Genomic DNA, 26,441 nt, shown 5'->3' with positions numbered 1-26,441 from the left:
GCAGGTCAGCCGGGCGGTTCGGACACGCCCTCCCCCGGCGCACGGGTGTTCTCCGCTCCGGCGGTCACCTCCTCCGCACCATGCGCCAGTGCGCGCCGTGTCGCTCGACGTAGCCGAGCGAGCCCAACTCGTAGAGCCGCTGGAGCACTTCGTCCGGCGGGAGCCCGGACTGACGGGCCAGCCGCTCCACCGGTGCGCCCTCCGCCGTCGCCGGCACGGCCTCCAGGACCCTGGCCACCGCGGGCTCCAGCAGGTCTCGCGGCAGCACCGGTCCGCTGCGCCGCGGGGCCAGGTCGTCCCCGATCGCCCCGATCAGCTCGGTGATCTCGGCCGCGTCGGTGACCAGGGTGGCGGCGCCGCTGCGGATCAGGGCGTGCACACCGGCCGAGAGCTCCGAGGTCACCGGGCCTGCGACACCCATGGTGTGGCGGTTGAGGTCGCGCGCGCGTCTCGCCGTGCTCAGGGCTCCGCTGCGGACCGCCGCCTCCACCACCACGGTGCCCCGGGTGAGTGCCGCGATGACCCGGTTGCGGAGGACGAAACGGAAGCGCGTCGGGTGTTCCCCCGGTGGGAGCTCACTGACCAGCAGGCCCTGGACACCGATCCGTCGGATCAGTTCGGCGTTCCCCTTCGGATAGGCCACGTCGGCTCCGCAGGCGAGCACCGCGACGGTCATCCCGCCGACGGCGAGCGCGCCGCGGTGCGCGGCCGCGTCGATCCCGTAGGCGGCGCCGGACACCACCACCCAGCCGCGCTCGGCGAGTTGGGCCGACAGCTCTCCGGCGACATGGGCGCCGTAGGCCGTGCAGGCGCGGGAGCCCACCATCGCGACCGAGCGGAGCGCGAGCAGCCGCAGCGAGCCGGTGCCGGTCGTCCAGAGGCCGATGGGACGTCCGTCCCCCAGGTCGTCGAGTTGGCTGGGCCATTCCGTGTCCCCCGGAATGATGAACCGTCCACCGACGCGCCGTACCCGTTTCAGGTCCGTCTCCGGGTCCGGCCCCGGGAGCCTCGCCTGGTACCCGGTCAGCCGGATGGAGTCGAGCCCGGGGTGGTCGGGCACCGTCCCGTCCCGGATCGCCTGGACCACCTCGACGGCGGGGAGCTGTCCGAGCCAGCGGCCGATCACCGCGTCGCCCGGTTCGCTGAGCCGGCTGAGCACGACGCGGGCGAGGCGCTCGGGTTCGGACGCCGTCGCGGGGACGGCCGGGTCGCCCTCGACCCCGGTCGTGCCGTGGGGGTGCTGCACCGGCTGGTTCATGCCTCGTCCTCCCCGTTCCCGGTCCGCTCGGTGCCCCGCCCCGGCGGTCCGTCCTCCGGCGGACCGCCGCGCTGGGCCGGGATGCCCCCGAGACGGCCGAAGGTCCGTTCGGTCAGTGGTAGCCCGTGCTCCACCCCGGTGCGCAGGACCAGGGCGGTGCGCACGTCCCGCTGGTCCGGCCGGTCGCGGCCGGCGAGGTCGGCGACCGTCCAGGCGACCCGGAGCACCCGGTCCAGGCCCCGGGCGGTCAGCATGCCCCGCTCCAGCTGGCGCGCGACGTCGTTGAGCGCGCCGGGCGCGAGCTGCCAGCGCGTGCGCAGCTCGTGGCCCGGCACCTCCGCGTTCGTCCGCCACGGCGTCTCCGCCAGCCGGGCCGCCGCACGCTCCCGGGCGGCCAGCACCCGGGCGGCGACGGTCTCGGTGTTCTCCGCCGAGGCGTCCCGCTCCATGAGTTCGGCCCGCGTCACCGGAGCGACCTGGACCTGCAGGTCGACCCGGTCCAGCAACGGCCCGGAGAGCCGCCCCTGGTAGCGGCTGACCATCGTGGGGGTGCACTCGCAGCCCTCGCCCCGCCGTGAGTGCCGGCCGCACGGGCAGGGATTGGCGGCCAGGCAGAGGAGGAAGCGGGCCGGGAGCCGGAGCGACCCCGCCGATCGGGCGATCACCACCTGCCCCGACTCCAGCGGCTGCCGCAGCGCGTCGAGCACCCGGACCGGGAACTCCGGCGCCTCGTCCAGGAACAGCACGCCCCGGTGGGCCAGCGAGACGGCTCCCGGCCTCGGCAGCCCGCTGCCGCCGCCGACGATCGCGGGCATCGTGGTGGAGTGGTGCGGGGCGCAGTAGGGCGCGGTGTCGATCAGCGGGCGCCCGACCGGGAGCAGGCCCGCCACCGAGTGCACGGCGGTGACCTCCAGGGCCTCCTTCTGGGTCAGCGGCGGGAGCAGCGCGGGCAGCCGCTCCGCCAGCATGGTCTTGCCCGCGCCCGGCGGACCCTTGAGGTAGAGGTGGTGTCCTCCGGCGGCAGCGATCTCCAGGGCTCGCCGTGCCTCGTACTGGCCGGCCACGTCGGCCATGTCGAGACGGGCCGCCCTGTCGTCGGGCAAGCCCCGCAAGCCGGCGCTGGGCAGCATCAGCCCGGCCATCAACGGATCCGGTCGGCCGCCGATCGGATCGGGCGGCTCCTCCGGCGCCGTCGCCCCGGTGAGGATCGCGACCAGCTGGCGAAGGCTGCGGACACCGATCACCGTCACGCCGGGGACGAGCGAGGCCTCGGGCGCGGTCTGCTCGGCGACCACGACCCGTTCGTATCCGGCGTCGGCCGCGGCCAGCACCGAGGGCAGCACCCCGCGGACCGGCCGCACCCGGCCGTCCAGCCCCAGTTCGCCGATGACCAGGAGTTCGGCGATGGACGACGGGTCGAGCCGCTCGGCGGCGGCCAGCACGGCACAGGCCACCGCGAGGTCGAAGCCGCTGCCGCTCTTGGGCACCGAGGCGGGGCTGAGGCCGACCGTCAGCTTGCGCTGCGGCCAGGCCTCGCCGCTGTTCACCACCGCGGCGCGGACCCGGTCACGGGCCTCGGTGAGCGCCTTGTCGGGCAGGCCGACCAGGGTGAACGCGGCCACCCCGGGCTCCAGATCGGCCTGGACCTCGACGATCACCCCGTCGACGCCGACCAGCGCGACGGAGCAGGTGCGGGCGAAGGCCATCTCAGACCACCCCCCGCAGGTGGTCGACCAGGGCCGCACCCCGCGCCCGGTTGACCACGGCGACCAGGTCGATCCGCACCCCGCCCGGCGGGGCGGGCGGCCAATGCGGATCCGTCGGCGCCACGTCGTCGTCGGCCCCGGCCAGCCGGGCGAAGTGGCCGGGCCAGCGCTCGGCCATCCAGCGCTCGGCCAGACGTCGCAGCCGTGCGGCCTTGGCCTGGTCGATGGCCTCGGAGGGCTGCTGGAACCCCCGCTCGGAGCGGGTCTTCACCTCGCAGACCGCCACGGTGTCGCCGTCGAGGGCGACGATGTCCAGCTCGCCCTCGACGCAGCGCCAGTTGCGGTCGAGGATGCGGAGCCCGGCCTCCGTCAGGCGGCGGGCGGCGACCCGCTCCCCGTAGCGGCCGAGCCCGGTCCGGGTGCTGCGGTCCGACGCTCCCCGCGGCTTCCTCCCGGCTCCGGCCGGGGCCGGTGCGGCCGTGTCCCGTACGGCCGGGGCCAGAACAGCCGCGTCCGGTACGGCCGTCTCCAGCGCGGCCGTGTCCGGTACGGCCTGGTCCTGCGTGACGGTGTGCTGCATGGTGACCACCTCCGCCGAGGAGGCTGCACCACCGCGCACCACGAGGCCCGGAAATCACGTTTCCCTGTGGATAACTCGGGCCTGTGGACAACTTCTGTCACCCGCAGGGGTGAGAAGCCCCGTCCCCGCGAAATTCGGCTGGACAACGCGGGGCGGAGTCGTTCAACGTCAGTTCCCGAAGCCGGACTCGTCCGAGGGCAGCTCCAGATCGCTCTTCGCGAGTTCCTCGATGTTCACGTCCTTGAAGGTCAGCACCCGGACCTTGCGGACGAACCGGGCCGGCCGGTACATGTCCCAGACCCACGCATCCGCCATCGACACCTCGAAGAACACCTCGCCCTGGACCGAGTGCACCTGCAGCTCGTAGTCGTTGGTGAGGTAGAACCGTCGCTCGGTCTCGATCACGTACTTGAACAGGCCGACGACGTCCCGGTACTCCCGGTAGAGCTTGAGCTCCATCTCGGTCTCGTACTTTTCGAGATCTTCGGCACTCATCCAGGCGTCCCCTCATTTGTCACGTCCACCCATTGTGGACCACCGCACCCACGGTCAGAGCCGTACCGGGTCCACCGGCGGGCCCTCGACCAGCAGCCGTTCCAGGAAGTCCGCCAGGCCGGCCGGATAGACCGTCTCGCCGGTCCCCCTCAGTTCCTCGACCGTCCACCAGCGCGCCGCGAGCAGTTGGGCGTGCTCGTCGGCGCCCGTGCCGAACCGGTCAAGGCCCGTCTCCGTGGTCCGGGCCAGGTGGAACCACTGCTCCTGTTCGTAGCGCTGTCCCCGAAAGGAGAACGACACCGTGCCGTACGCCACCAAGGGCCCGAGGTCCACACCCCGCAAGCCGGTCTCCTCCGCGAGCTCCCGCGCGGCGGCCTCGCGCACGTCCTCCCCTGCTTCCAAGCCGCCTCCGGGCGTGAACCACCACGTCTCCCCGGGAACGGCCGGATCGGCGCCCAGGAAGAGGAGGATGCGGTCCAGCCCGTCCAGCAGCAGGATCCGCGCCGCCTTGCGACGCTGTGCCGTCATGGCAGCTCTTCACGCTCCTTCCGTTCGCATCGGTGGCGCTACCGATCCTGCCACCCGGCGCGTCCGTCCGGGGCGATGTTCGGCAGAGCGGCCCGCGCCGCGACGGCCCCGCTCAGGAGCTGCGCCCCCGGCGGAGCCGACGGGCCAGGCCGGCCACCCCGCCCACCGCCGAGGTCACCAGGATCAGTGCCGCACCGGCGACGCTGGCGTAGGCGGCGGGCTCCAGCGGGCCGGGCTGCGACGCCCTCGGCCCCGCGAAACCGTCGAAGGCCGGGGTGCGGTCGAGCAGGCCGGCCCGTCCGAAGGGCTTCAGTGTGGCCTCGACCCTGGCCTCGACGGCGGTGGCCGGGACGGTGCCGCCGTCGACCTCCAGGTGGGTGCGGGAGTCGAGCGAGCCGACGCGGTTGTCGCCGAGCATGAACAGCCGGCCCTGCGGCACCGTCACGCTGAACGACTCGCCTTGCCGGCCCTGCGTCGCGAGGTAGGGCTCGTCCACCGGCTGTCCGTTGACCGTCAGCCGTCGGTTGTCCCCGCTGGTGGCGACGGTGTCCCCGCCGACCGCGACCACGCGCTTGACCATGAGCTCGCCGCCCCAGGCCTCGTCCCGGAAGACCACCACGTCGCCCCGGCCGACGGCCGCGCCCCCGACCTTGCGGGCGAGCACGGTGTCCCCGACCTGCAGCGTCGGGTGCATCGACGCGGTGGGGATGTTGTACGGCCGGTAGTCGATCGCGATGAGGGCGAAGCCGCCGATCATCAGCACCAGCCCGAGCGCCAGCGCGACCCCCTGCAGAACCGAGGCGAGCCGCGGGCGCTCGCGGACGGGCGTGGCCCGGCGGTCGGCCGTCTGCTCCACGACACTGCTCATCGACACCGTCCACCTCTGGCCGACCGGAGAACACTGGCACGCCGGAGGCACCGGCGGGAACGCCGACGGGCCGTGGCACGTCCGAGCAGATTACTCGTCGGTACCACGGCCCGCGCAAGAGTCGGGGACAACCCGGTGGAGCTCAGGACCCCTTCCGGTCCTCCGCCCGGCCCCGCACCCGACGCACCAGCGGCAGCAGGGCGACGGCCCCGACCGCACCGGCTGCGGGGGGCGCCATCGGCGCGGCCGCCGCCAGGCCCTTCTGGTCGAAGGTGGCAGGCACCGGAAGCGTCGACCAGTGGGGGATCGGCCAGGCCACCACGAAGGCGCGCCCGATCACGTTGTCCACCGGGACGGTGCCGCCACCGGGCTGGTCCATGTGGAAGCGGGAGTCCAACGAGTTGGCGCGGTGGTCGCCCATCACCCAGATCCGTCCCTTCGGCACCTTGACCGGCCCGAAGGGGTGGTCACCGCAGGGGGTGTTGCCCGGGTAGATGTACGGCTCGTTGAGAGCGACCCCGTTGACCTTGACCGGTCCTTCGCCCTCGCACTCGACGGTGTCGCCGCCGACCGCGATGACCCGCTTGATCAGGTCCTTCTCGTTGGCGGAGGGCATCAGGCCGACAAAACTGAGCACGTCCTGCACACCGCGGACGAAGGAGTTGCTGCTCTGCTGGGACGGCTCGTCGTTCAGCCAGCCGCCCGGGTCGTGGAAGACCACGACCTCGCCGCGCTCGGGCTCGGCCCCGAACCAGGGGGTCAGCTTGTCCACCAGGACGCGGTCACCGACCTGGAGCGTGTTCTGCATCGACTCCGACGGAATGGAGAACGCCTGGACGAAGAAGGTCTTGATCACCAGCGCGAGGATCAGCGCGATGCCGATCAGGATCGGCAGTTCCTTCCAGAAGGAGCGCGGCTTGCGCGGCGTGGCCGGAGACTCCGACTCCGACCCGTCCGCCGACCCGCTCTCCGAGCGCGAGGGTTCCGGCGACTCCCCGGACCCCGCGCCCTGCTCGTCGGCGGTCTGGGCCGCCGCGTCGTCGACCGCGGCCGAGGGTGCCGAGGGCTCGGCGGACCGGGCCGCCCGACGGCCTGGGCCCTCGGGCTCTCCGGCGCCCGAACGGGCGCCGATCACCAAATCCCCCACAACGTCTCCTCCCTGCTGTGCGGACGCCCGCGCGCCCGCGCTCAGAGTGCCGCACAGCGGGCACCACGCTCGCCACGACCGTGACCGCCCCAGGACTGCCCACTACGGGCTCCCCTGACACCAGCACAGCCTGACGCACGACCGGGACCGCTCCCGGCCGCACCTGCACTTCTCTATCACTCCAAGGCATCCGGCTCGCGGTCCCACACGCGAGGCCCGGCCGGTCGGCGGCCGGCGCGGCTCACTCCGGAGGCCGCCCCCGCCGACGAACGACGAGCGGAAGGATGCCCAACACACCCATAACGAGCGGTGGTTCCACAGGAACCGGCCCAACGCCCACGGATTCCCCGGCAGTTCCACCGGCCTGCGGAACCCGGTCGAGAGAGGAGAGTGAACTCGGCACGTCGAGTTGATGGAAGCGGTCCAGCGGCCAGGCGATCACGAACGCGCGACCGACCACGCCGCTCAGCGGGATCGTGCCCTGGCCCGGGTTGCCCATGTGGAACCGGGAGTCGGCGGAGACGTCCCGGTGGTCGCCCATGACCCACAGTCGGCCCTGCGGCACCTCCACCTTGAAGGGCTGTCGGGACGGCGGGTTGCCGGGCGCGAGGTACGTCTCGTCCAGCGGGTGCCCGTTGACGCTGAGCCGTCCCTGCGCGTCGCAGCACTCGACGGTGTCCCCTCCGACACCGATCACCCGCTTGATCAGGTCCTGCTCGTTGTCGGACGGCAGCAGCCCGACGAAGGTCAGCACCTGCTTGGCCGCACCCAGCACCGGGCCGTCGTCGGAGGGCTTGCGGTCGCTCTCCAGCCAGCCGCCCGGGTCCTTGAACACCACCACGTCGCCGCGCTGCGGCTCACTGCCGAACCAGGGGGTCAGCTTGTCCACCAGCACCCGGTCGCCGACCAAGATGGTCTGCTCCATCGAACCCGAGGGGATCACGAACACCTGGACCAGGAAGGTCTTCATCACCAGTGCCACCAGCAGGGCCACCAGGATGATCATCGGGATCTCGCGCACCAGCGACCGCTTGCGCCGGCTCGCCGCCCGGCGGGCACTGCGACGGCGGTCGGCCCGGCCGCGCACCGGCGGGGTCCCGGTCGGGCGGGCGCCCTCCGGAGCGCCGCCGTCCGGCTCGCGGGCCGGTCGGTCGGCGACCCGACTCCTACCTCTGGTCCCCATGACCACCCGTCCCCGCAGTCGCGGCGAAGGCCGCGGGCCGGTCCAGACCGGTCCAGCGCGAGAACGGGTAGACCACCCAGTCCGCCCGGCCGATCACCTTCTTCTCGGGCACGAAACCGCCCCCGGGCTCGCCCAGGTGGTCGCGGGAGTCACGGGAGGCACTGCGGTGGTCGCCCATCACCCACAGCTCGCCGGCCGGCACCACCACGTCGAAGGCCACGCTCGACGGGTCGTCCCCCGGGGACAGGTAGGAGGTCTCGTCCACCGGCACTCCGTTGACGGTGATCGGCGCGCCCGGCCCTGTACTGGTCACCCGGTCACCGCCGACGCCGATCACGCGCTTGACGTAGATGGTGTCCCCCGCCGGGGCCAGGCCGAGGTCCAGCGCGACCGACCGCGCGTCGGCCCAGAAGCCCTGCGACTTCGCGGACTCCGGCCGGAAGGATCCCGTCCCGTCGAAGACCACGACGTCGCCCCGCCGGGGGTGGCCTCCGAAGGCGTACGCGAGCTGGTTGGCGACCAGCCGGTCACCGGTGCGCAGGGTGTCCTCCATCGACCCGGAGGGCACCGCGAACGGACGCGCGACGAAGGCGTTCACCAGGAGCAGGAACGCCAGGCAGATCCCCGCCAACAGCAGCAGGTCACGCGAACGCGAATGGCCCGGCTCCTCCTCCTGCCCCGCGCCGTCCTCCCGCTCTGCGCCGTCCTCCCGCTCCGCGCGCTCCGGCTCAGCGCCCTTGCCCGGCTCCCCGGCGCCCCCCTGCTCGGAACCGTCCCGGGCGGTGTCGGCGGGGGCGGCGGCGGTCGTACCGGCCCCCGCGTCCTCGGGGACGACGCCCGGAGTTCCGCAGGGAACTCCCACCGGAACTCCGGCGGGAACGACCGCGGACCGCGACAGCGAGTCCGCACCGGTGGGTGCGGGACTGCCGTCGCGGTCCGCGGGTGGTTCGTGCGTGCTCATCGGGGGGTGAGCTTACCTTGCGGTCGTTCGGCCCCCGAGAGCGCTCCGATCCCCCGGCGAGGCCGGGGGCCGGTGGATCAGCGGTCGCGCTTCTCCTTGATCTTCGCGGCCTTGCCGCGGAGGTCACGCAGGTAGTACAGCTTGGCGCGGCGAACCGCACCGCGGGTCACGACCTCGATCTTCTCGACGACCGGGGTGTGCACCGGGAAGGTGCGCTCCACGCCGACGTTGAAGCTGACCTTGCGGACGGTGAAGGTCTCACCGACGCCGGCGCCGTGGCGACGGATGACGACGCCCTGGAAGACCTGGACACGGGAGCGGTTGCCCTCGATGACCCGGACGTGAACCTTCAGGGTGTCACCGGCGCGGAAGGCCGGGATGTCGGAACGCAGCGAGGCCGCGTCGACAGCAGCGAGCTTGTTGCTCATGTTGCTCTCCATCGCAGGCGCCACGGGCCGCCCACGGAAAATCGTCACAATGGGGTCTGCTGCGGGCCGCATCGGCTGACGACGATCCCCCCGTGGCGGGGGCGCCGGTCCACGTGCCCCCTACGGGAGGGGACCAACGACAGACAGCAGCGGCCTATTCTTCCACACCACCGGCCACGGACCGAAATCGGCCGAGCTGCTCGTCCCAGGCCAGGCCGAGGATGCTGAGCGCCTCCCGCTCCTTCTTGTCGAAGGCGCCGTACTGCCAGCGCTCGACCAGGTCGGGGCGGTTCGCCAGGGTGCGGGCGAAGGCCTGCTCGCGCCGCCAGCGGGCGATCCGGCCGTGGTTGCCGCTGAGCAGCACGTCCGGCACGGTCCGGCCGCGCCACTCGGCGGGCTTGGTGTAGACCGGGCCCTCCAGCAGGTCCGCCATCGCACCCGGCGCGAAGGAGTCGTCGCGGTGGGACTCGGCGTTGCCGAGCACCCCGGGCAGCAGCCGGGCGATCGCCTCGACCATCACCAGGACGGCGACCTCGCCGCCGGCCAGGACGTAGTCGCCGATCGAGGCCTCGACCACCGGCATGCGGGTGGCGGCCTCCTCGATCACCCGGCGGTCGATGCCCTCGTAGCGCGCGGGGGTGAAGGCCAGCCAGGGGCGGCCGGCCAGTTCCTGGGCGAGTTCCTGGGTGAACGGGCGCCCGCTCGGGGTCGGGACGACCAGCGTGGGCAGCTCGCCCTCGGGCCCGCCGGCGACCACCGCGTCCAGCGCCTCGCCCCACGGCTCGGGCTTCATCACCATGCCGGGCCCGCCGCCGTACGGGCTGTCGTCCACCGTGCGGTGCACGTCGTGGGTCCACTCGCGCAGGTCGTGGACGTGCACGTCCAGCTGGCCGCGCGCACGGGCCTTGCCGACCAGCGAGATGTCCAGCGGCTCCAGGTACTCGGGGAAGATCGTGACGACGTCGATGCGCATCCCGCTCTGCACGCCATCACCCTGCACGACACCGCCCTGCACCGCACCACTCCGCGCAGCACCGCCGGGCACGGCGTCGCCCTGCACGGCACCGTTCTCCTCGACGGTCACCGCGACTCCTCCGACCCCTCGGCCGAACCCTCAGCCGACTCCTCGGCCGCACCCTCGGCGCGCTCCGCCGAGGACGTACCGGCGACGTCGGCCTGCTCCGGGTCGATCAGCCCGGCCGGCGGGGTGATCACCGCACGCTGGTTCTCCAGGTCGATGGTCGGCACGATCTGGGTGACGAAGGGCACCAGCACCTCCGTGCCGTCGGCCTTCTTCACCGTGAGCAGGTCCTGGTAAGGGAGGTGGACGACCTCGGTCAGCTCGCCGACGAGGGTGCCGTCGAGCAGCACCACGTCCAGGCCGATCAGCTGGTGGTCGTAGTACTCCTCCGGGTCGTCGGGACGCTCCTCCGGGTCGACCTCGGAGATGAGCAGGGTGCCCCGGAGCGCCTCGGCCGCGTTGCGGTCCTTGACGCCGGCGAAGCGCAGCAGCAGCCGGCCGCTGTGCACCCGGCCGGACTCGACGGTCAGCGGCCCGGCCGACGCGGGGTCGGTGAGCACGACGGCACCCGGGCCGAGCCGGAGCTCCGGCTCGTCGGTGCGGACCTCGACGCTGACGTCCCCCCTGATGCCGTGGGCACGGCCGATCTTGCCGACGACGAGCTGCACGGTGATCGTTCTCCTGGAGTTCCTGAGCCGAAACGAACGCCCGACGCAATGCGAAGGGCCGGTGCGCAGGGCTGGTGCGGTGGTGCGATGGGCTGGTGCGGTGGTGCGGTGGTGCGGTGGCGGCCCCGCGGGGCGCTGCCGGGAAACGAGAAAAGGCCGACCGGGACGACATGCGTCCCGGTCGGCCCCAAGCCCTGACGGCTGAACGAGCAGCTGCGTCAGCGGATGTTGTCCACGTCGACCAGGTCGACCCGGACGTTGCGACCGCCGAGGGCGCCGACCACGGTGCGCAGAGCGCGTGCCGTGCGGCCGCCCCGGCCGATCACCTTGCCGAGGTCATCGGGGTGCACTCGCACCTCGATGGTGTTGCCCCGACGCAGGTTGCGCGAACGCACCTGCACCTCGTCGGGGTGCTCGACGATGCCCTTCACCAGGTGGTCGAGGGCGTCCTCGATCACGATCAGGCCTCGGCGGCGGCGTCGGCCTCAGCCTCGGCCTTGTCCGACTTCTTGGCCTTCGGGGTGATGGCGACGCCGGTGGTGGCGTCCTCGAAGCCGGCGACGGCCTTGGCGAACAGGTGCGAGAAGTCCTCGACCTTCGGCTCCGCGACCTTCAGCGGGGCCGGAGCCGGCAGGCCCTTGAACTTCTGCCAGTCGCCGGTCAGCTTCAGGATGGCGAGCACCGGCTCGGTCGGCTGGGCGCCGACGGACAGCCAGTACTGGGCGCGGTCGCTGTCGACCTCGATCTTCGAGGGGTTGTAGGTCGGCTGGTAGATGCCGATCTCCTCGATCGCGCGGCCGTCACGCTTGGTGCGGGCGTCGGCGACGACGATGCGGTAGTGCGGGGAGCGAATCTTGCCGAGACGCTTGAGCTTGATCTTGACTGCCACGGGAGTGGATTCTCCTGGTGTTGACGTGGGTGAGCGGGCGCGCCGTCGCGTGGGGTTGCGGGGCGGACCGTTCAAGGGACACGCCAGCCGTAGGAGAGAGGGGTCCTGCTCGGCTGCCGAGTACTCAGCTGTCCATTCTGCCATACCGGCGCGAACCGCCTGCACACGGGCCGGGAGACGGAACAGGGCTCGACCGGGAGCCCCCGCTCCCGGTCCAGCCCACGAAGTCACCGTCGTTACTGCTCTGCTGTTGTCCCGCCCGTGGCCGCCGATCCGCCCGTGGCCGCTGTTCCGCCCGTGGCCGCCGATCCGCTCGTAGCGCCGGTCACCGCCCTGCCGTCGTACCGATCCGCCGTGCGACCGTCCCGCCGCACGGCGCGTACGCGCTCACGCGCCTGTCGTACCGCCCGCTCCGGCCGGACCGCTGCCCGCACAGCAGCCCCGCCGGGCCGTCGACCACTTACGCGATCTTGAACGGCTGCTGGCACGCGCCGCAGACGATGGACGCCTGCGCGAGCACCGACGGCACGACCCGGACGTTGCGTCCGCAGCCGCAGACCGCCTTGACCCGGACGCCGCCCCCGGAGGAGCCGTGCCGGGCGGCAGGACCGCGGAAGGCACGCGTCGAGCCGTCGCCGGCCACCGCTTCCTGGTGTGCGCCGAGGGCGCGGTCCAGGCGCTCGATGGTCCCGGCGTAGCGCTCCTGGGTCTCCTTGAGCATGGTCACCTGGGAGAAGCCGCTGCTCGCGTGCGGCTCGACCGGGTGCGCCAGGCCCAGCTCGGAAGCGAGCATCAGGAAGCGCCGGTTGTGGTAGCGGCCGGCCCGCGAGGTGTCCCGGATGTCCCGGGCCGCGGCCAGACCGTGGGCAGCCTCGTGGAGGAGCCGCTCGAAACCGAGCCGCGTGCCACAGGCCGAGGAGGATTCGCCGATCAGGGCCTCGGGCGAGGCCAGGTCGGGGAGGTCCTGGTGGTAGGCCTGGATGTCGCTCCAGGCGGCGGCCAGTTCGGCCGCGAGAACGAGGGGCTGTGTCGTGCTCACGCTAGACCAACGATGGAGTGCGAGCCGATGTTCCGCATGTTCCCGTTCTCCGGGAATTCACAGGGAACTCCCAGGAATGCCAGGTCGCGCGCGAATTGCACGCTCCGGATCTGACGCAAGACCAACCCCCTGCCTGTTTCGGTCCGTCGCAGAGTCGGCGGACCTGGTGAATTCCGTCCCGGGGGGCGGGCTGTCGCCCCCAGGACGTACGGCCCGTGGTCCCGCCTGATTGACAGGGCCACGGGCCGTACACCGTACCGCTATTCCGTTAATACCGGGAGTTGACCGGCCAGTAGGGATGTCCACTGTCGGGAGCCCCCCGGAAGAGTTACCGGATTCTTACCCATCCGCATTCCGGGCAAATGTCGTCGCCGAGGGTCATTACCTGCGGGTAACGAACAACCGGCGCACATCCGGCGGACATCCCCGGATCGCGGAAGAGCCGCGAAACGGCCCGGAACGACCTGGAACGGCCCGGAACGGCCCCGGAACGGAGGTGGAGCCGATCTCAGTACGCGCGGGCGACGATCGCGATGTTGCCGTCCTGGTCGTCCGCCTGCGGCACCGAACCGTCGGCCGCGACGATGCAGCGCACCGTGACGCCCTGCTCGGCCAGCTTGGCCTCGCCCTCCGCCCCGAGCTCGGCCCAGGAGATGCGGCCCCAGCCGGTCGCGGCGGCCTCGACGGCCTCGTCGATGTTCTTGACGTCGACCGTGCGGGACTCGCGGCGCTCGCGGGACTGGCGCAGCAGCAGCGCCTGGTCCTCCTCCAGCACGCCCGGGACCAGCTCGGCCAGGGCGTCGATGGAGACCGGCTCCTTGCCGCCCGGGATGCGGCGGGCCAGCATCGCGGTGCCGTTCTCCAGGTCGCGCGGGCCCACCTCGATGCGCAGCGGAACGCCCTTGAGCTCCCAGTCGACGGCGCGGCGGCCGAACGGGGTGTCGGTGCGGTCGTCGACCACGACCCGGACGCCGACGGCCTCCAGTCGGGCGCCGATCTCGCGGACCTTGGCGATGACCGCGTCGTCGCCCTTGATCGCGAGCACGACGGCCTGGACGGCGGCCAGACGCGGGGGCACCCGCAGGCCGTTGTCGTCGCCGTGGGACATGATCAGGCCGCCGACCATGCGGGTCGAGACGCCCCAGGAGGTCTGCCAGACGTGCTCACGCTCGGCACCCTGGAGCTGGTAGGTGGTGTTGAACGCCTTGGCGAAGTTCTGGCCCAGCTCGTGGCTGGTGCCCATCTGCAGCGCCTTGCCGTCACCCATCATGCCTTCGAGGGTGAGGGTGTTGATCGCGCCGGCGAAGCGCTCCTTGGCGGTCTTGCGGCCCAGCACGACGTCGATGCCCAGCACGTTGGTCATGAAGTCGCCGTAGACCTGGGTGTGGATCATCGAGGCGTACTCACGGGCGTCCTCGTACGTGGCGTGGGCGGTGTGGCCCTCCTGCCAGAGGAACTCGGTGGTGCGCAGGAAGACGCGCGGGCGCAGCTCCCAACGGACCACGTTGGCCCACTGGTTGATCAGCAGGGGCAGGTCGCGGTGGCTCTGCACCCACTTCGAGAAGTACTCGTTGATGATCGTCTCGGAGGTGGGCCGGACGACGACCGGCTCCTCCAGCTGCTTGCCGCCGCCGTGGGTGACCACCGCGAGTTCGGGCGCGAAGCCCTCGACGTGCTCCGCTTCCTTGGTCAGGTAGGACTGCGGGATGAACATCGGGAAGTAGGCGTTCTGCGCGCCGGCCTTCTTGATCCGGGCGTCCATCTCCTGCTGCATCCGCTCCCACAGGCCGTAGCCGTACGGTCGGATGACCATGGTGCCGCGCACCGGACCGTTGTCGGCCAGCTCGGCCTTGTTGATGAGGTCCTGGTACCAGCGCGGGAAGTCTTCCGCCTGAGGGGTGAGAACGGGTGCCTTAGCCATGGGGCGAATGGTACGGGGAGCGACCCCCTGACTTCGAATCGGATTCACACCCGCGTCGGTGTCACGCCCGCGGTCGGCGCCGGACCGGCCCGCGGGGCGGGGGGCGCACCACCGCGACACGCGCGCACCACCCTGCACCCCTCTGGACGCCGGGCCCGACCCGCTGTTCGCTGGAGTGGGGCGGGACTTTGGGGGAGCCGTAGCAGCACACCGAAGGACCGGATGGGAGGCCGCGATGGCTTCAGCTCGGACGACCGGCACGACCGTACGACCAACAGGCGCACGCGCGCACCACCCGCAGCCCGGGGCAGCCGGGCCCGCGCGGGCGCGCGACTGGGCGGAGATCCAGGAACGCATGCTGGTGCCGCTCTACGAGGCGGTCTACGACCGGCTGGAGGTCGGCCCGGCGAGCAGCGTGCTGGGCCTGGGCTGCCGGTCCGGACTGGCCCTGTTGCTGGCCGCCGGGCGGGGCGCGCAGGTCGCCGGGCAGGAGCCGCGGGACGAGCTGCGCGAGCTGGCCCGCGACCGCCGGCTGCGGGTGTGCGCCGGGCCCCGGCCGACCGCCGCCGTCGCCCGCTCGGCCCATTCGCTGGTGACGGTTTTCGAGCAGCTGCCCGGCGCCGTCGATCCCCTCCCGGTGGTGGCCGAGGCCGCCCGGCTCACCCTTCCGGGCGGCCACGTGGTGCTCGCCGCCTGGGGCCCGCCGGAGCGCTGCGAGAGCGCCCCGGTGCTGGACGTGGCCCGGCGGATGGCGGGCCGCACCACCTCGCGCGACCCGTTCGAGCTCAGCGCGCCCGGAGCCCTGGAGGACCTGCTCGGCCCGGCCGGCCTGCGCCCGGCCGGCAGCGGCCGGGTGAGCTGCCCGTTCGCCTACGCGGACCTCGACAGCGCGGTCCGCGGCCTGCTCTCCACCGGCCTGTTCGAGGCGGCCGAGGAGTTCTCCGGCGCCTCGCTGGTGGCCAAGGAGCTGGAGGAGGCACTGCAGCCGTACCTGCGCGCCGACGGCTCGGTCCGGATGGAGAACGTGTTCCGCTACCTGGTCGCCGAGCGGCCTCGCTAGGAGACGTGAACCGGGGGCGCCCGCCGCAGTGGCGAGCGCCCCCGGCAGCCGGCGTCACGCCCGGCCGAGCGACTTCCCGTCGGGCCCCTCAGGCCCCTCGGGCCCCTCACGCTTCTCGGACCCAGCAGAGGCCCCCGCAGAGGCCCCCGAAGAGGCCCCGGCGGACCCTCCGGACCCCGCAGAGGCCCCCTCGACCCCCTCGGAGGCCCCGTCCCGCGGCACCCCCGCCGCCCGGTACGCCGCCTCCTCGTCCAACGTCTCCGCCTCCAGCAGCGCCGCCGCCAGTGCGTCCAGCCGGTGCCGCTGCTCGGTCAGCAGCCGGACCGCGTCGTCGTAGCACTCGGAGACGATCCGCCGGGCCTCCTCGTCCACCGCGTCCAGGGTGGTCGGCGCGGCGGAGAGCCCGTACGCGCCCTGCGGGTCCGAGGGCACCGCGGTGAGCCGGCCGACCCGCTCGCTCATCCCCCAGCGCCCGGCCATCCCGCGGGCGATGTTGGTGACCTGTTCCAGGTCGCTCTCCGCACCGGTGGTGATCACCCCGTAGACCACCTGCTCGGCCGCCATGCCGCCGAGCGCACCGATGATCCGGCCTCGCAGGTAGGGCTCGGTGTACGAGTAGCGGTCGTTCTCCGGGGTGGAGAGCGTGACGCCGAGCGCCCGGCCGCGCGGCACGATGGTGATCTTGCGGACCGGGTCCGCGCCGGGCTGGAGCATGCCCAGCAGCGCGTGCCCGCTCTCGTGGTACGCCGTCCGCTCGCGCTCCTCCTGAGGCATCACCAGCGGTCGCACGGCGCCCAGTTGGACCTTCTCCAGGGCCTCCGAGAGGTCCCGCTCGTTGACCGCGTCCTGCTGGCGCTTGACGGCCAGCAGGGCGGCCTCGTTGACCAGGTTGGCGAGCTCCGCGCCGGTCATCCCCGGGGTGGCCTTCGCCAGCTGCCGGAGGTCGGTGCCGCCGGCCAGCGGGACGGTGCGGGTGTGGATGCGCAGGATGGCGGCGCGGCCCTCCCGGTCGGGCGGGCTGACGGTGATCCGCCGGTCGAAGCGTCCGGGGCGCAGCAGCGCCGGGTCGAGCACGTCGGACCGGTTGGTCGCAGCGATCACGATGACGCCCTCGGAGCCGCTGAAGCCGTCCATCTCGGTGAGGATCTGGTTGAGCGTCTGCTCGCGCTCGTCGTGCCCGCCCATGCCGCCGCCCGCGCCGCGCTGGCGTCCGATGGTGTCGATCTCGTCGATGAAGATGATCGCCGGGGCGACCTTGCGGGCCTCGGCGAACAGTTCGCGGACCCGGCTGGCGCCGACGCCGACGATCATCTCGATGAACTCGGAGGCGGAGGCGGAGAAGAACGGCACGTCCGCCTCGCCGGCCACGGCCCGGGCCAGCAGGGTCTTGCCGGTCCCGGGCGGCCCGCTCAGCAGCACGCCGCGCGGCATCTTGGCGCCTAGCTTGCGGTACCGGTCGGGGTTCTTCAAGTAGTCGACGACCTCGGTGAGTTCGGCCTCGACCTCGTCGATGCCGGCCACGTCGGCGAAGGTGGTGCGCTTGCCCTGCTCGGCGGTGACCGGCTTGGGCGGCGTCTTGCGCCCGAGCGGTCCGGCGCCGAGGCCGCCGGCCATCCGGCGGGCGAGCAGCACCCAGATGAAGATCAGCAGCAGCATCGGGGCGAGCGAGAGCAGCAGGTTGGTGAGGAAGCTGCGCTGCTGGACCGGCGAGGTGGCGGTGACCTCGACGCCCTGCTGCTGCAGCGTGGCCCACAGGTTGTCGTTCGCGAAGGAGGGCCGCTGGGTGTCGAACTCGGTGTAGTCGCCCTTGCCGCCGTCCGGCTTGGGCTGAGCGGCCTTGAGGGTGCCCTCGATCGCGTCGCCCTTGGCGTAGATCTTGGTGATGTTGCCCTTGTTCAGCTGGTTGTTGAACTCGGTGTACGAGATCGTGGTGGCGCCCTCGTTGCCGAAGACGGACAGCAGCACGTCGGAGATCAGGAACACCACGAGGGCGGTGAGGACGAGACCGGTCCAGCCGCCGGGCATCCGCCGTCGGGGCGGGGGCGGGGGCGGGGCGCCCTCGGAGCGCCAGGGCTGGTCGGGGGTCTGACGCGGCGGCACGGGTTCGGTCACCCACCGGACGATACGGACAGGTGCTCGGGCGGGCCAACCGCAACGCCGCGCCCGAGCGCCCGCCCGGGGGTGCCCGGAGCCGGCCGCGCAGCCGCCCCGAACCCCTCCCACCAGCCGCTGTGCCGGGCGCCTCCACCAACGGCTCCGCCTGCCCGCCGGCGGCCGCGCCGGGGCGCCCCCACCGGCGCCTAGGCCGCCGCGCCGGGCCACTCCTCGGCGGTCAGCGCGAACCGCTCGTGGTCGCGCCAGTCGCCCTGCAGGAACAGCATCCGCGGCGAGAAGCCCTCGTGCCGGAAGCCCAGCCGCTTGGCCATCGCGACCGAGCGCTCGTTGTCGGGCTGCACGTTGATCTCCAGCCGGTGCAACCCCAGCCCGCCGGCCGACTGCGGCGCGAAGCAGCGGTCCAGGACCAGCCGCATGCCCTCGGTCATCCGCCCGGTGCCGGCGAACGGCAGGTACGCGTCGTAGCCCAGCGCGGCGTTGCAGAACCGGCTCATCACGATGTTGGCGACGTTCACCTTGCCGACCAGCCCGCCGGTCTCCCCGTCGAGGATCAGGAAGGTGCGCAGCCCCGCGCCCTGGCGCTCCAGCAGCTCGGGCAGCCCGTCCGGCTCGACCGGGTTCCACCGGCCGATGTGGTCGGCGGACCGCCGGACCGCGTCGGCGTACACAACCGCGTCTTCTGCCCTCGGGGCCCTGATCGTCACTCGCATGCCCCCATCATCGGACACACGATCGGCCCGCCGCCCGGAAACACCGGACGACGGGCCGACCAGGACCGACCGGGGCCGATCGGGACCGGTCCCGGACGGATCCAGGACCGATCGGGACCTACAGCAGGTCCTTGAACTCCTTGGGCAGCTCGAAGTCGGCCGGGCCCTTGCCCGCGCCGAGGCCGAACGCGCCGCCGTCCGCCGGCTGGCCGGCGCCCGGGCCGAGCGCGCGGCGCTCGGCGGCCGCGGCCTCCTCCTGCGCCCGCTTCAGCGGGTTGCCGCTCTTGCGCTTGCCCTTGGCCTGCGGGGCCTTCTTGCCGGACTTCTTCGAGCCGCCGCCCATGCCCGGGATCCCCGGCATGCCGGGCATGCCCTTGCCGGAGGCCATCGCGGACATCATCTTGCGGGCCTCGAAGAACCGCTCGACCAGGTTCTTCACCTCGCCGACCTGGACGCCCGAGCCCTTGGCGATGCGGGCCCGGCGGGAGCCGTTGATCAGCTCCGGCTCGGCGCGCTCGGTCGGGGTCATCGACTTGATGATGGCGCCGACCCGGTTGACGTCCTTGTCGTCGATGTTGTTGATCTGGTCCCGGATCTGGCCCATGCCGGGCAGCATGCCGAGCAGCTTGGAGATCGAGCCCATCTTCTGGACCTGCTCCAGCTGCGACAGGAAGTCGTCCAGGGTGAACTGCTTCGGGCCGCCGCGCAGCTTGGCGGCGATCTTCTCGGCCTCGGCCTGCGAGAAGGTCTGCTCGGCCTTCTCGATCAGCGAGAGGACGTCGCCCATGCCGAGGATGCGCGAGGCCATCCGGTCCGGGTGGAAGGCGTCGAAGTCGTCGACCTTCTCGCCGTTGGAGGCGAACATGATCTGCCGGCCGGTGACGTGCGCGACCGACAGCGCGGCACCGCCGCGGGCGTCGCCGTCGAGCTTGGAGAGCACGACGCCGGTGAAGTCGACGCCGTCGAGGAAGGCCTGCGCGGTGGTGACCGCGTCCTGGCCGATCATCGCGTCGACGACGAACAGGACCTCGTCCGGGTTCACCGCGGCGCGGATGTCGGCGGCCTGCTGCATCAGCTCGGCGTCGATGCCCAGGCGGCCGGCGGTGTCGACGACGACGACGTCGTACTGCTTCTGCTTGGCGTACTCGATCGAGTCCTTGGCCACCTGCACCGGGTCGCCGACGCCGTTGCCCGGCTGCGGGCCGTAGAAGGCCACACCGGCGCGCTCGGCGACGACCTGGAGCTGGTTGACCGCGTTGGGGCGCTGGAGGTCGCAGGCGACCAGCAGCGGGGTGTGCTTCTGCTGCTTCAGCCAGTGGCCGAGCTTGCCCGCGAGGGTGGTCTTACCAGCACCCTGCAGACCGGCGAGCATGATGACCGTCGGGCCGCTCTTGGCGAACCGCACCCGGCGGGTCTCGCCGCCGAGGATCGCGATGAGCTCCTCGTTGACGATCTTGATGATCTGCTGCGCCGGGTTCAGCGCGCCGGAGACCTCGGCACCGAGGGCGCGGTCCTTGACCTGCTTGATGAAGGCCCGGACGACCGGCAGCGCGACGTCCGCCTCCAGCAGCGCGATGCGGATCTCGCGGGCGGTGGCGTCGATGTCCGCCTCGCTGAGGCGGCCCTTGCCCCGGAGGTTCTTGAACGTCGCTGCGAGGCGATCGGAAAGGGTGTCGAACACGTCGTCGCGGGTCCTCTGCGGCATCGGTATCGGTACGGTCGTCGTCCCCCAGGGTATCCGGCCGCCCCGGGTGAGGTCTCCACCCCCGTTCGCGGACATCGTCGACCCCGGCTCCCGGCGCCCGTCAGCCGAGCGCCGCCCGGACCGCCGCCGCCACCTCCCCGGCCCGCCGGGCGGCCAGCGGACGGCCCTGCGCGTCGGTCAGGTAGAAGGAGTCGACGGCCTCCGCGCCCAGCGTGGAGACGTGCGCTGTGCGCACCCGTACGCCCGCCCCGTCCAGCGCCCGGCCGATCCGGTGCAGCAGCCCGGGGGCGTCGTGCGCGCGGACCTCCAGCACGGTCGCGGTCGCCGAGGCCACCGCGGGCGCCACCGCGACCAGCGGCGGCGGGGTCGGGATGCCCCGGCGGCGCGGGGCGGCGGCGTCCCGCTCGGCGAGGCGCCGCTCGACGTCCAGCGAGCCGTCCAGCGCCCGGCGCAGGTCGGCCCGCAGCCGGGCCGCCTCGGGCAGCTCGCCGAACTCGGCCGCCACCCGCCAGGACAGCAGCAGCACGGGCCCGGCACCGATCGGGTCGAGCTCGCGCAGTCCGGCCGAGCGGACGGTCAGCCGGTGCAGCGCGAGCACCCCGGCGGCGGTGCCGAGCAGCCCGGGGCGGTCGGGGACGGCCAGGGTCAGCTCGACGCCCATCGGCTCGGTGCCCGGGTCCGCCCCCTCGGCCTGGGCGTGCAGCGACAGTGCCGGCTCACCGGTGCGGGCCGCCTCGACCGCGAGCCGCTCCTGCTCGGCGGTGGGCGCCGCCTCCACCGGCGCGGTGCCGGCCCCGGCCAGCCGGTCGGCCGCCCGGGCCACCAGGCCGCCGACCAGCGAGGCCCGCCAGCTGCTCCACGCGGCCGGACCGGTGGCCAGTGCGTCCGCCTCGGTGAGCGCGTGCAGCAGCTCCAGCTCCGGCAGGGTGGTGACCGCCTTGGTGATCGCCTCGACGGTGGCCGGGTCGTCCGGGTCGCGCCGGGTGGCGGTGTCCACCAGGGTCAGGTGGTGGCGGACCAGCACCGCCAGGGTCTCGGTGTCCTCCGGGCCGAAGCCCATCCGGGGGGCGAGGTCGCGGACGATCACCTCGCCGGCCTCGCTGTGGTCCCCGGGCCAGCCCTTGCCGATGTCGTGCAGCAGCGCGGCGACCAGCAGCAGGTCGGGCCGGGCCACCCGGCGGGTCATCGCGGCGGCCTTCACCGCCGTCTCCACCAGGTGCCGGTCCACCGTCCAGCGGTGCACGGCGTTGCGCTGCGGACGGCAGCGCACCCGCTCCCAGTCCGGCAGCAGCCGGGTGACCAGCCCCTCCGCCTCCAGCGCCTCCCACACCGGGACGGCCGCCTCCCCCGCGCCCAGCAGGGTGACCAGCTGCTCGCGCGCCTCGTCCGGCCAGGGCACCGGCAGCGGACGGCACTCCGCGGCGAGCCGGCGCACCGTCGCGTACGAGACGGTCAGCCCGTTCTGCGCGGCGGCGGCCGCGGCGCGCAGCGGCAGCACCGGGTCGGCGGCCGGGCGGGCGCCCTGGGCCAGCACCGCCTCGCCGTCCTGTTCGACCACGCCCTCGGCGAGCGGGCGGCGCTCGACCGCGCCCCGGGCCACCGCGCCCGCGCCGCGGCCGACTCCGGTGAACGGCGCGGCGAACGGGAAGGCGCGCCGCACGGCCCGTCGGCCCCGGCCGCTGCGGGCGGCGAGCACCCGCTCGACCGCCCGCCAGGTGACGTCGCTCGCGTAGGCGATGGTCCGGGCGGCCTCGTAGACCTGGCGCAACAGGGTGTCGGCGTCCAGCACTCCGAGCCGTTCGGCGACCTGGTCCTGGTCCTGCAGGCTCAGCCGCTCGGTGGCCCGGCCGGTGACCAGGTGCAGCGCGTCTCGGACGTCGGCGAGGCGCAGCGCGGCGGCGTCCAGGCCGTCCCGGGGCGCGTCGGCGAGCCAGCTGGCGGCGACGGCGTCGAGCGCGACCACGTCGCGCAGGCCGCCGCGGGCCTCCTTGAGGTCCGGCTCCAGCAGGAAGGACAGCTCGCCGTGCCGTTCGGCCCGCTCGCGGGCCAGCTCGCGCAGCTCGGGCAGGCGGGCGGGGGCGCTCGCGCGCCAGTCGGTGAACACCGCGGCGCGCAGCTCGGCGGTGAGCGCCGGGTCCCCGGCGAGGTGGCGGGCGTCCAGCAGGCCCAGCTGGGCCTTGAGGTCGGCGGCGGCCACCGATCGGGCCTCGGCGACGGTCCGCACCGAGTGGTCCAGTTTGGCGCCCGCGTCCCAGACCGGGTACCAGATCCGCTCGGGCAGCTCGTGGGGGATCGGGCCGTCGTGCAGCAGCAGGACGTCCAGGTCGCTGCGCGGGGAGAGCTCGCCGCGCCCGTACCCGCCGACGGCGACCAGGGCGACGCCGGGCGGGGCTCCGGCGGCGGCGAGCAGCCCGGCCAGCCAGTCGTCGGTGAGCCGGGCGAGCGCCTCGCGGCGGGGGCGGCCGACCGGGCCGGGGTCGGCGAGCAGCGCGGCCCGGGCGGCGGAGTGGTCGGCGGGCTCGGAGGGCCTGGTCTCGGTGGTCATGCGCTGGGTCCCGTCCGTCGTGCGGGTGAGCCGTCCCGCGGTGCGCCGGGCATCCGGTGCGGTGCGGTTCGGCCGAGCGGGGTACGCCGTCGGCGGGCCCGCGGCCCCCGGAGGGATCACGGGCCCGCCGACGGGCGGGGGCTAGAGGGCGTCCGGGCCGCGCTCGCCGGTGCGGACGCGTACGGCGGTGTCGACCGGGATGCTCCAGACCTTGCCGTCGCCGATCTTCCCGGTCCGGGCGGCCTTCACCAGGACGTCGATCAGGTCGTCGGCGTCCTCGTCCTCGACCAGGACCTCGATCCGGACCTTCGGTACCAGGTCCACCGTGTACTCGGCGCCCCGGTACACCTCGGTGTGGCCGCGCTGGCGGCCGTAGCCGCTGGCCTCGGTGACGGTCAGGCCGTGGACCCCGAAGGCCTGCAGGGCGGCCTTCACCTCGTCCAGGCGGTACGGCTTGATCACGGCGGTGATGAGCTTCATCAGGCGTCGACCTCGGTCTTCTCGGCGGCCTTTCCGGCGGCCTTCTCGGTGGGCTTCTCGGCGGACTTCGGTGCTGCCGTCGGCGCGGCGGTCGCGACCGAACCCGACAGGGCGCGGGCCAGGCCCGCCCCGACAGCGCTGAAATCGTAGGCGGACTCGGCGTGTTCGGCCTGGTCGATGCCGGCCACCTCGACCTCCTCGGCGACCCGGAAGCCGACCAGCTTGTCGACCGCCTTGGCCAGCAGCCAGGAGAGGACGAAGGAGTACGCCGCGACCACGGCCACGCCCATCGCCTGCTTGCCGAGCTGGCCCAGCCCGCCGCCGTAGAGCAGGCCCTTGGCGGTCTGGCCGACCCCTCCGGTGGCGAACAGCCCGACCAGCAGCGAGCCGATCGCCCCGCCCACCGCGTGCACGCCCACCACGTCGAGCGAGTCGTCGAAGCCCCAGCGGTACTTCAGCGAGACGGCGGCGGCGCAGACCGCGCCCGCGACCAGACCGATCGCCACCGCGCCGAGCGGGCTGACCGAGCCGCAGGCCGGGGTGATCGCGACCAGTCCGGCCACCGCGCCGGAGGCGGCGCCGAGCGTGGTGAAGGCGCCGTGCTTGAGCTTCTCGAAGACCAGCCAGCCGACCAGCGCCGCGCCGGTGGCGACCTGCGTGTTGACCATCGCCATCGCGGCGACCCCGTTGGCGGCCAGCGCCGAGCCCGCGTTGAAGCCGAACCAGCCGAACCACAGCAGGCCGGAGCCGAGCATCACCAGCGGCAGGCTGTGCGGGCGCATCGGGTCCTTCTTGAAGCCGACCCGCTTGCCCAGCACCAGGCAGAGCGCCAGACCCGCCACACCGGCGTTGATGTGCACGGCCGTGCCGCCGGCGAAGTCGATCACGCCGTTCCGGTCGCCCAGCCAGCCGCCGTGGCCGCCGTCGAAGAAGAACACCCAGTGCGCGACCGGGAAGTAGACGACGGTCACCCAGAGCGCGATGAACAGGCCCCAGGCGGCGAACTTGGCGCGGTCCGCGACGGCGCCGCTGATCAGCGCCGGGGTGATGATCGCGAACATCAGCTGGAAGATCGCGAAGGCGGTGACCGGGATGGTCCCGGTCAGCTCGTTCAGGCCGATGCCGCGCATCCCCAGGAAGTCCAGGTTGCCGATCAGCCCGCCGAAGGAGTCCGGCCCGAAGCTGAGCGAGTACCCGTAGAGGACCCACAGCACTGTGACGATGCCGAGCGAGAGGAAACTCATCGCCAGCATGTTCAGGGTGCTCTTGGCCCTGACCATGCCCCCGTAGAAGAAGGCCAGGCCCGGGGTCATGAGCATGACCAGGGCCGCACTGATGAGCACGAAGGCGGTGTCGCCCGCGCTGAAGCCGTCCGGCATCGGCGTCTCCTCTGCGTCCAAGCCGATCCGCACCCGGGTACCTGTCCCGTGCCACCCGGGGTGTCGGCGATGAAGAGGAGCGTGCCGAAGGCTGGTTTCGGCCAGTGCGGCCGGTTGTTTCGCGACCGTGACGCGTGCGACGCGCGGGTTACGGCTGCGTGAACCGCAGCCCCGGAACCGCCCGGACGGGCTACCGTGCCGCCGCGCGCCCGGCCCCGCACACGCGGGAACCACCGACCGCGACGGCGGCGGCCGCCACGGTCGGTGGAGTCCGGGAAGTGCCAGGGAGGCGCGCCGGTCAGACCACCGAGACGTACTCCGGGATGTCCTGAACGACCCGCTCCTTGAGCCGGCTCACCGCGTCCACGCCCTTGAACCGGGCGGCCGCGGCCTCCGTGGTCTTGCGCACCCGGGAGTTCAGCCGCTCCGAGCGCACCTTGGTCGCGATGTCCACCGCCTGCTCGGCCATCACCGCCGCCTGCTCGGCCTCCTTCTGCAGCAGGTGCACGCTGGCCATGCCGATCAGGTTGAAGGCGTACGAGCGCACGTGGTCGCCGTCCTGGCGGAACAGGTCGACCGCGCGCTCCATCACCGGCGCCGACAGCGAGGCGTACAGCTGGGCGTTGTCGGAGTGGTACGCGAGGTCGCGGAAGGAGTGCGCGTTCTCGGCGTTCAGCTCGGCCGGCGAGAAGAACTTCAGCCAGTCCGGCTCGTCGTCGCCGTCGCGGATGTCGGTGAAGGTGTCCTCGGCCAGCCGGACCGCCCGGGCGCAGCGGTTCACCTCCCCGATGGTGGCGTAGGCGCGCGCCTCCATCGCGTACAGCAGGGACTGCTGGCGCGGGCCGGCGGTGTCACGGCTGCCGTACTGCGCCAGGTGGATCAGCTCCAGGGCGTCCTCGCCCCGGTTGAGGTGGATCATCTGGCGGCTCATGTCGGTGAGGATCAGCGCGCCGAACGGGCGGTCGCCGGCCTCCTTGGCCGCGTGCAGGGCCAGCACGTAGTACTTCTGCGCGCTCGGGTGCATCCCGACGTCGTACGACATCCACCCGGCCAGGTGGGCGAGCTCGGCGGTGAGCCGGAACAGCCGCCGGGTGGTGTCCTCGTTGTACGTCTCCTGGAGCAGGTCGGTGACCTCGTGCAGCTGGCCGACGACGGCCTTGCGGCGCAGTCCGCCGCCGTTCTGGGCGTCCCACTGGCGGAACATGACCGTGGTCTGCTCCAGCAGTTCCAGCTCGGGCTCGGAGAGCCGGCCGGTGAACGCCTCGCCGCCGTTGGCCGCGGTGAGGATCGGGGTGGGGATGCCGGTCGGGCCGGGGGTCAGCCAGCGCTGCATCGGCTCGATCAGCGCGGCGCCGGCGGTCAGCGCCAGCGAGGTGCCGAGGAAGCCCCGGCGGTTGAGCATCAGGTCGCTGCGGGAGTAGTCACTGATCAGCTGGACGGTCTGCGGGCCGCTCCACGGCAGGTCGACGCCGCCGCCCACGGTGGAGACCGGGATCGCGGCGCGCAGGCCGAGGTCCTCGATCGAGACCACCGAGCCGAAGCGCTCGGAGAAGAGCTCGGACATGATCTTGGGGATCGGCTCGCGCGGCTGCTCGCCGTCGAGCCAGCGGCGCACCCGGGAGGTGTCGGTGGACACGTGGTGGGCGCCGATCTGCCGGGCCCGTCGGTTGACCTGACGCGCCAACTCGCCCTTGGACCAACCGCTGCGGGCGAACCACGTGGTCAGCTTCTCATTGGGTTGCTTCTCTGCCATGG

General features: G+C 73.0%; 24 protein-coding genes. 1 reads left to right on the top strand and 23 read right to left on the bottom strand.

Annotated features, from left to right (window positions below; all coding sequences use genetic code 11):
- Positions 1 to 64: 64 nt before the first annotated feature.
- The 16 genes from dprA to proS all read right to left on the bottom strand — a co-directional run bounded on the left by dprA (position 65) and on the right by proS (position 14,692).
- A complete protein-coding gene (gene dprA, locus ACZ7KX_RS35955) occupies positions 65 to 1,258 on the bottom strand; it encodes a DNA-processing protein DprA (RefSeq protein WP_470330169.1) in 1,194 nt (397 codons plus the stop codon).
- Entirely contained in the window at positions 1,255 to 2,964 is a 1,710-nt protein-coding gene (locus ACZ7KX_RS35950; RefSeq protein ID WP_470330168.1) for a YifB family Mg chelatase-like AAA ATPase, read from the bottom strand. Before ACZ7KX_RS35950 ends, dprA begins: the two co-directional genes overlap by 4 nt.
- Position 2,965: 1 nt before the next feature.
- Positions 2,966 to 3,337: a YraN family protein gene (locus tag ACZ7KX_RS35945; protein ID WP_470330186.1), complete on the bottom strand. Its 372-nt coding sequence runs from the start codon at positions 3,335 to 3,337 to the stop codon at positions 2,966 to 2,968.
- Positions 3,338 to 3,712: 375 nt separating this feature from the next.
- Positions 3,713 to 4,039, bottom strand: a complete 327-nt coding sequence (locus ACZ7KX_RS35940) for a DUF2469 domain-containing protein (RefSeq protein WP_030056781.1) — start codon at positions 4,037 to 4,039, stop codon at positions 3,713 to 3,715.
- A 54-nt stretch (positions 4,040 to 4,093) separates the two neighbouring features.
- On the bottom strand, positions 4,094 to 4,567 hold the full coding sequence (locus ACZ7KX_RS35935) for an NUDIX hydrolase (protein WP_470330167.1): 474 nt from the start codon (positions 4,565 to 4,567) through the stop codon (positions 4,094 to 4,096).
- A gap of 112 nt (positions 4,568 to 4,679) precedes the next feature.
- Positions 4,680 to 5,435 carry a signal peptidase I gene (gene lepB, locus ACZ7KX_RS35930; protein WP_470330166.1) on the bottom strand — a complete coding sequence of 252 codons (756 nt, stop codon included), beginning with the start codon at positions 5,433 to 5,435 and terminating at the stop codon, positions 4,680 to 4,682.
- A gap of 142 nt (positions 5,436 to 5,577) precedes the next feature.
- The gene (lepB, locus tag ACZ7KX_RS35925) at positions 5,578 to 6,582 is read right to left on the bottom strand and encodes a signal peptidase I (protein ID WP_470330165.1); all 1,005 of its coding nucleotides are present in this window, start codon (positions 6,580 to 6,582) and stop codon (positions 5,578 to 5,580) included.
- A gap of 241 nt (positions 6,583 to 6,823) precedes the next feature.
- Positions 6,824 to 7,765, bottom strand: a complete 942-nt coding sequence (gene lepB, locus ACZ7KX_RS35920; protein WP_470330164.1) for a signal peptidase I — start codon at positions 7,763 to 7,765, stop codon at positions 6,824 to 6,826.
- Complete coding sequence (gene lepB / locus ACZ7KX_RS35915; protein WP_470330163.1) at positions 7,749 to 8,726, bottom strand: signal peptidase I; 978 nt, start codon at positions 8,724 to 8,726, stop codon at positions 7,749 to 7,751. Before lepB (ACZ7KX_RS35915) ends, lepB (ACZ7KX_RS35920) begins: the two co-directional genes overlap by 17 nt.
- A 77-nt stretch (positions 8,727 to 8,803) precedes the next feature.
- Positions 8,804 to 9,154: a 50S ribosomal protein L19 gene (rplS, locus tag ACZ7KX_RS35910; protein WP_063347674.1), complete on the bottom strand. Its 351-nt coding sequence runs from the start codon at positions 9,152 to 9,154 to the stop codon at positions 8,804 to 8,806.
- A gap of 154 nt (positions 9,155 to 9,308) precedes the next feature.
- Complete coding sequence (trmD, locus tag ACZ7KX_RS35905) at positions 9,309 to 10,127, bottom strand: tRNA (guanosine(37)-N1)-methyltransferase TrmD (RefSeq protein ID WP_470330185.1); 819 nt, start codon at positions 10,125 to 10,127, stop codon at positions 9,309 to 9,311.
- A 107-nt stretch (positions 10,128 to 10,234) separates the two neighbouring features.
- Positions 10,235 to 10,843 carry a ribosome maturation factor RimM gene (gene rimM / locus ACZ7KX_RS35900; RefSeq protein ID WP_470330162.1) on the bottom strand — a complete coding sequence of 203 codons (609 nt, stop codon included), beginning with the start codon at positions 10,841 to 10,843 and terminating at the stop codon, positions 10,235 to 10,237.
- A gap of 218 nt (positions 10,844 to 11,061) precedes the next feature.
- A complete protein-coding gene (locus tag ACZ7KX_RS35895; protein WP_030056773.1) occupies positions 11,062 to 11,301 on the bottom strand; it encodes an RNA-binding protein in 240 nt (79 codons plus the stop codon).
- 2 nt (positions 11,302 to 11,303) lie between these two features.
- On the bottom strand, positions 11,304 to 11,732 hold the full coding sequence (gene rpsP, locus ACZ7KX_RS35890) for a 30S ribosomal protein S16 (RefSeq protein WP_045700219.1): 429 nt from the start codon (positions 11,730 to 11,732) through the stop codon (positions 11,304 to 11,306).
- A gap of 460 nt (positions 11,733 to 12,192) precedes the next feature.
- A complete protein-coding gene (locus tag ACZ7KX_RS35885) occupies positions 12,193 to 12,771 on the bottom strand; it encodes a hypothetical protein (RefSeq protein ID WP_350524588.1) in 579 nt (192 codons plus the stop codon).
- 508 nt (positions 12,772 to 13,279) lie between these two features.
- Positions 13,280 to 14,692: a proline--tRNA ligase gene (gene proS / locus ACZ7KX_RS35880; RefSeq protein ID WP_470330161.1), complete on the bottom strand. Its 1,413-nt coding sequence runs from the start codon at positions 14,690 to 14,692 to the stop codon at positions 13,280 to 13,282.
- Between the two features lie 355 nt (positions 14,693 to 15,047).
- Between proS and ACZ7KX_RS35875 the strand changes: the two genes are divergently transcribed.
- Positions 15,048 to 15,752, top strand: coding sequence for a class I SAM-dependent methyltransferase (locus ACZ7KX_RS35875; protein ID WP_402807633.1), 705 nt, complete (start codon positions 15,048 to 15,050; stop codon positions 15,750 to 15,752).
- 54 nt (positions 15,753 to 15,806) lie between these two features.
- Here ACZ7KX_RS35875 and ftsH read toward each other — a convergent pair whose 3' ends face one another.
- The 7 genes from ftsH to nsdA form a co-directional block, all read right to left on the bottom strand.
- Positions 15,807 to 17,864 carry an ATP-dependent zinc metalloprotease FtsH gene (gene ftsH, locus ACZ7KX_RS35870; RefSeq protein WP_470330160.1) on the bottom strand — a complete coding sequence of 686 codons (2,058 nt, stop codon included), beginning with the start codon at positions 17,862 to 17,864 and terminating at the stop codon, positions 15,807 to 15,809.
- A gap of 188 nt (positions 17,865 to 18,052) precedes the next feature.
- Entirely contained in the window at positions 18,053 to 18,577 is a 525-nt protein-coding gene (locus ACZ7KX_RS35865) for a GNAT family N-acetyltransferase (protein WP_470330159.1), read from the bottom strand.
- Positions 18,578 to 18,695: 118 nt separating this feature from the next.
- Entirely contained in the window at positions 18,696 to 20,258 is a 1,563-nt protein-coding gene (gene ffh / locus ACZ7KX_RS35860) for a signal recognition particle protein (protein ID WP_350524631.1), read from the bottom strand.
- 124 nt (positions 20,259 to 20,382) lie between these two features.
- Positions 20,383 to 22,827, bottom strand: coding sequence for a [protein-PII] uridylyltransferase (locus ACZ7KX_RS35855; protein ID WP_470330158.1), 2,445 nt, complete (start codon positions 22,825 to 22,827; stop codon positions 20,383 to 20,385).
- 141 nt (positions 22,828 to 22,968) lie between these two features.
- Positions 22,969 to 23,307: a P-II family nitrogen regulator gene (locus tag ACZ7KX_RS35850; RefSeq protein ID WP_350524594.1), complete on the bottom strand. Its 339-nt coding sequence runs from the start codon at positions 23,305 to 23,307 to the stop codon at positions 22,969 to 22,971.
- Positions 23,307 to 24,686, bottom strand: coding sequence for an ammonium transporter (locus ACZ7KX_RS35845; RefSeq protein WP_470330157.1), 1,380 nt, complete (start codon positions 24,684 to 24,686; stop codon positions 23,307 to 23,309). The genes ACZ7KX_RS35850 and ACZ7KX_RS35845 overlap by 1 nt, the downstream gene beginning before the upstream one ends.
- Positions 24,687 to 24,984: 298 nt before the next feature.
- Complete coding sequence (nsdA, locus tag ACZ7KX_RS35840) at positions 24,985 to 26,439, bottom strand: transcriptional repressor NsdA (RefSeq protein ID WP_396551904.1); 1,455 nt, start codon at positions 26,437 to 26,439, stop codon at positions 24,985 to 24,987.
- Positions 26,440 to 26,441 lie beyond the last annotated feature (2 nt).

This window comes from Kitasatospora sp. NPDC038210 (assembly GCF_055600605.1).
This window is presented reverse-complemented; position numbering and strand designations above follow the sequence as displayed.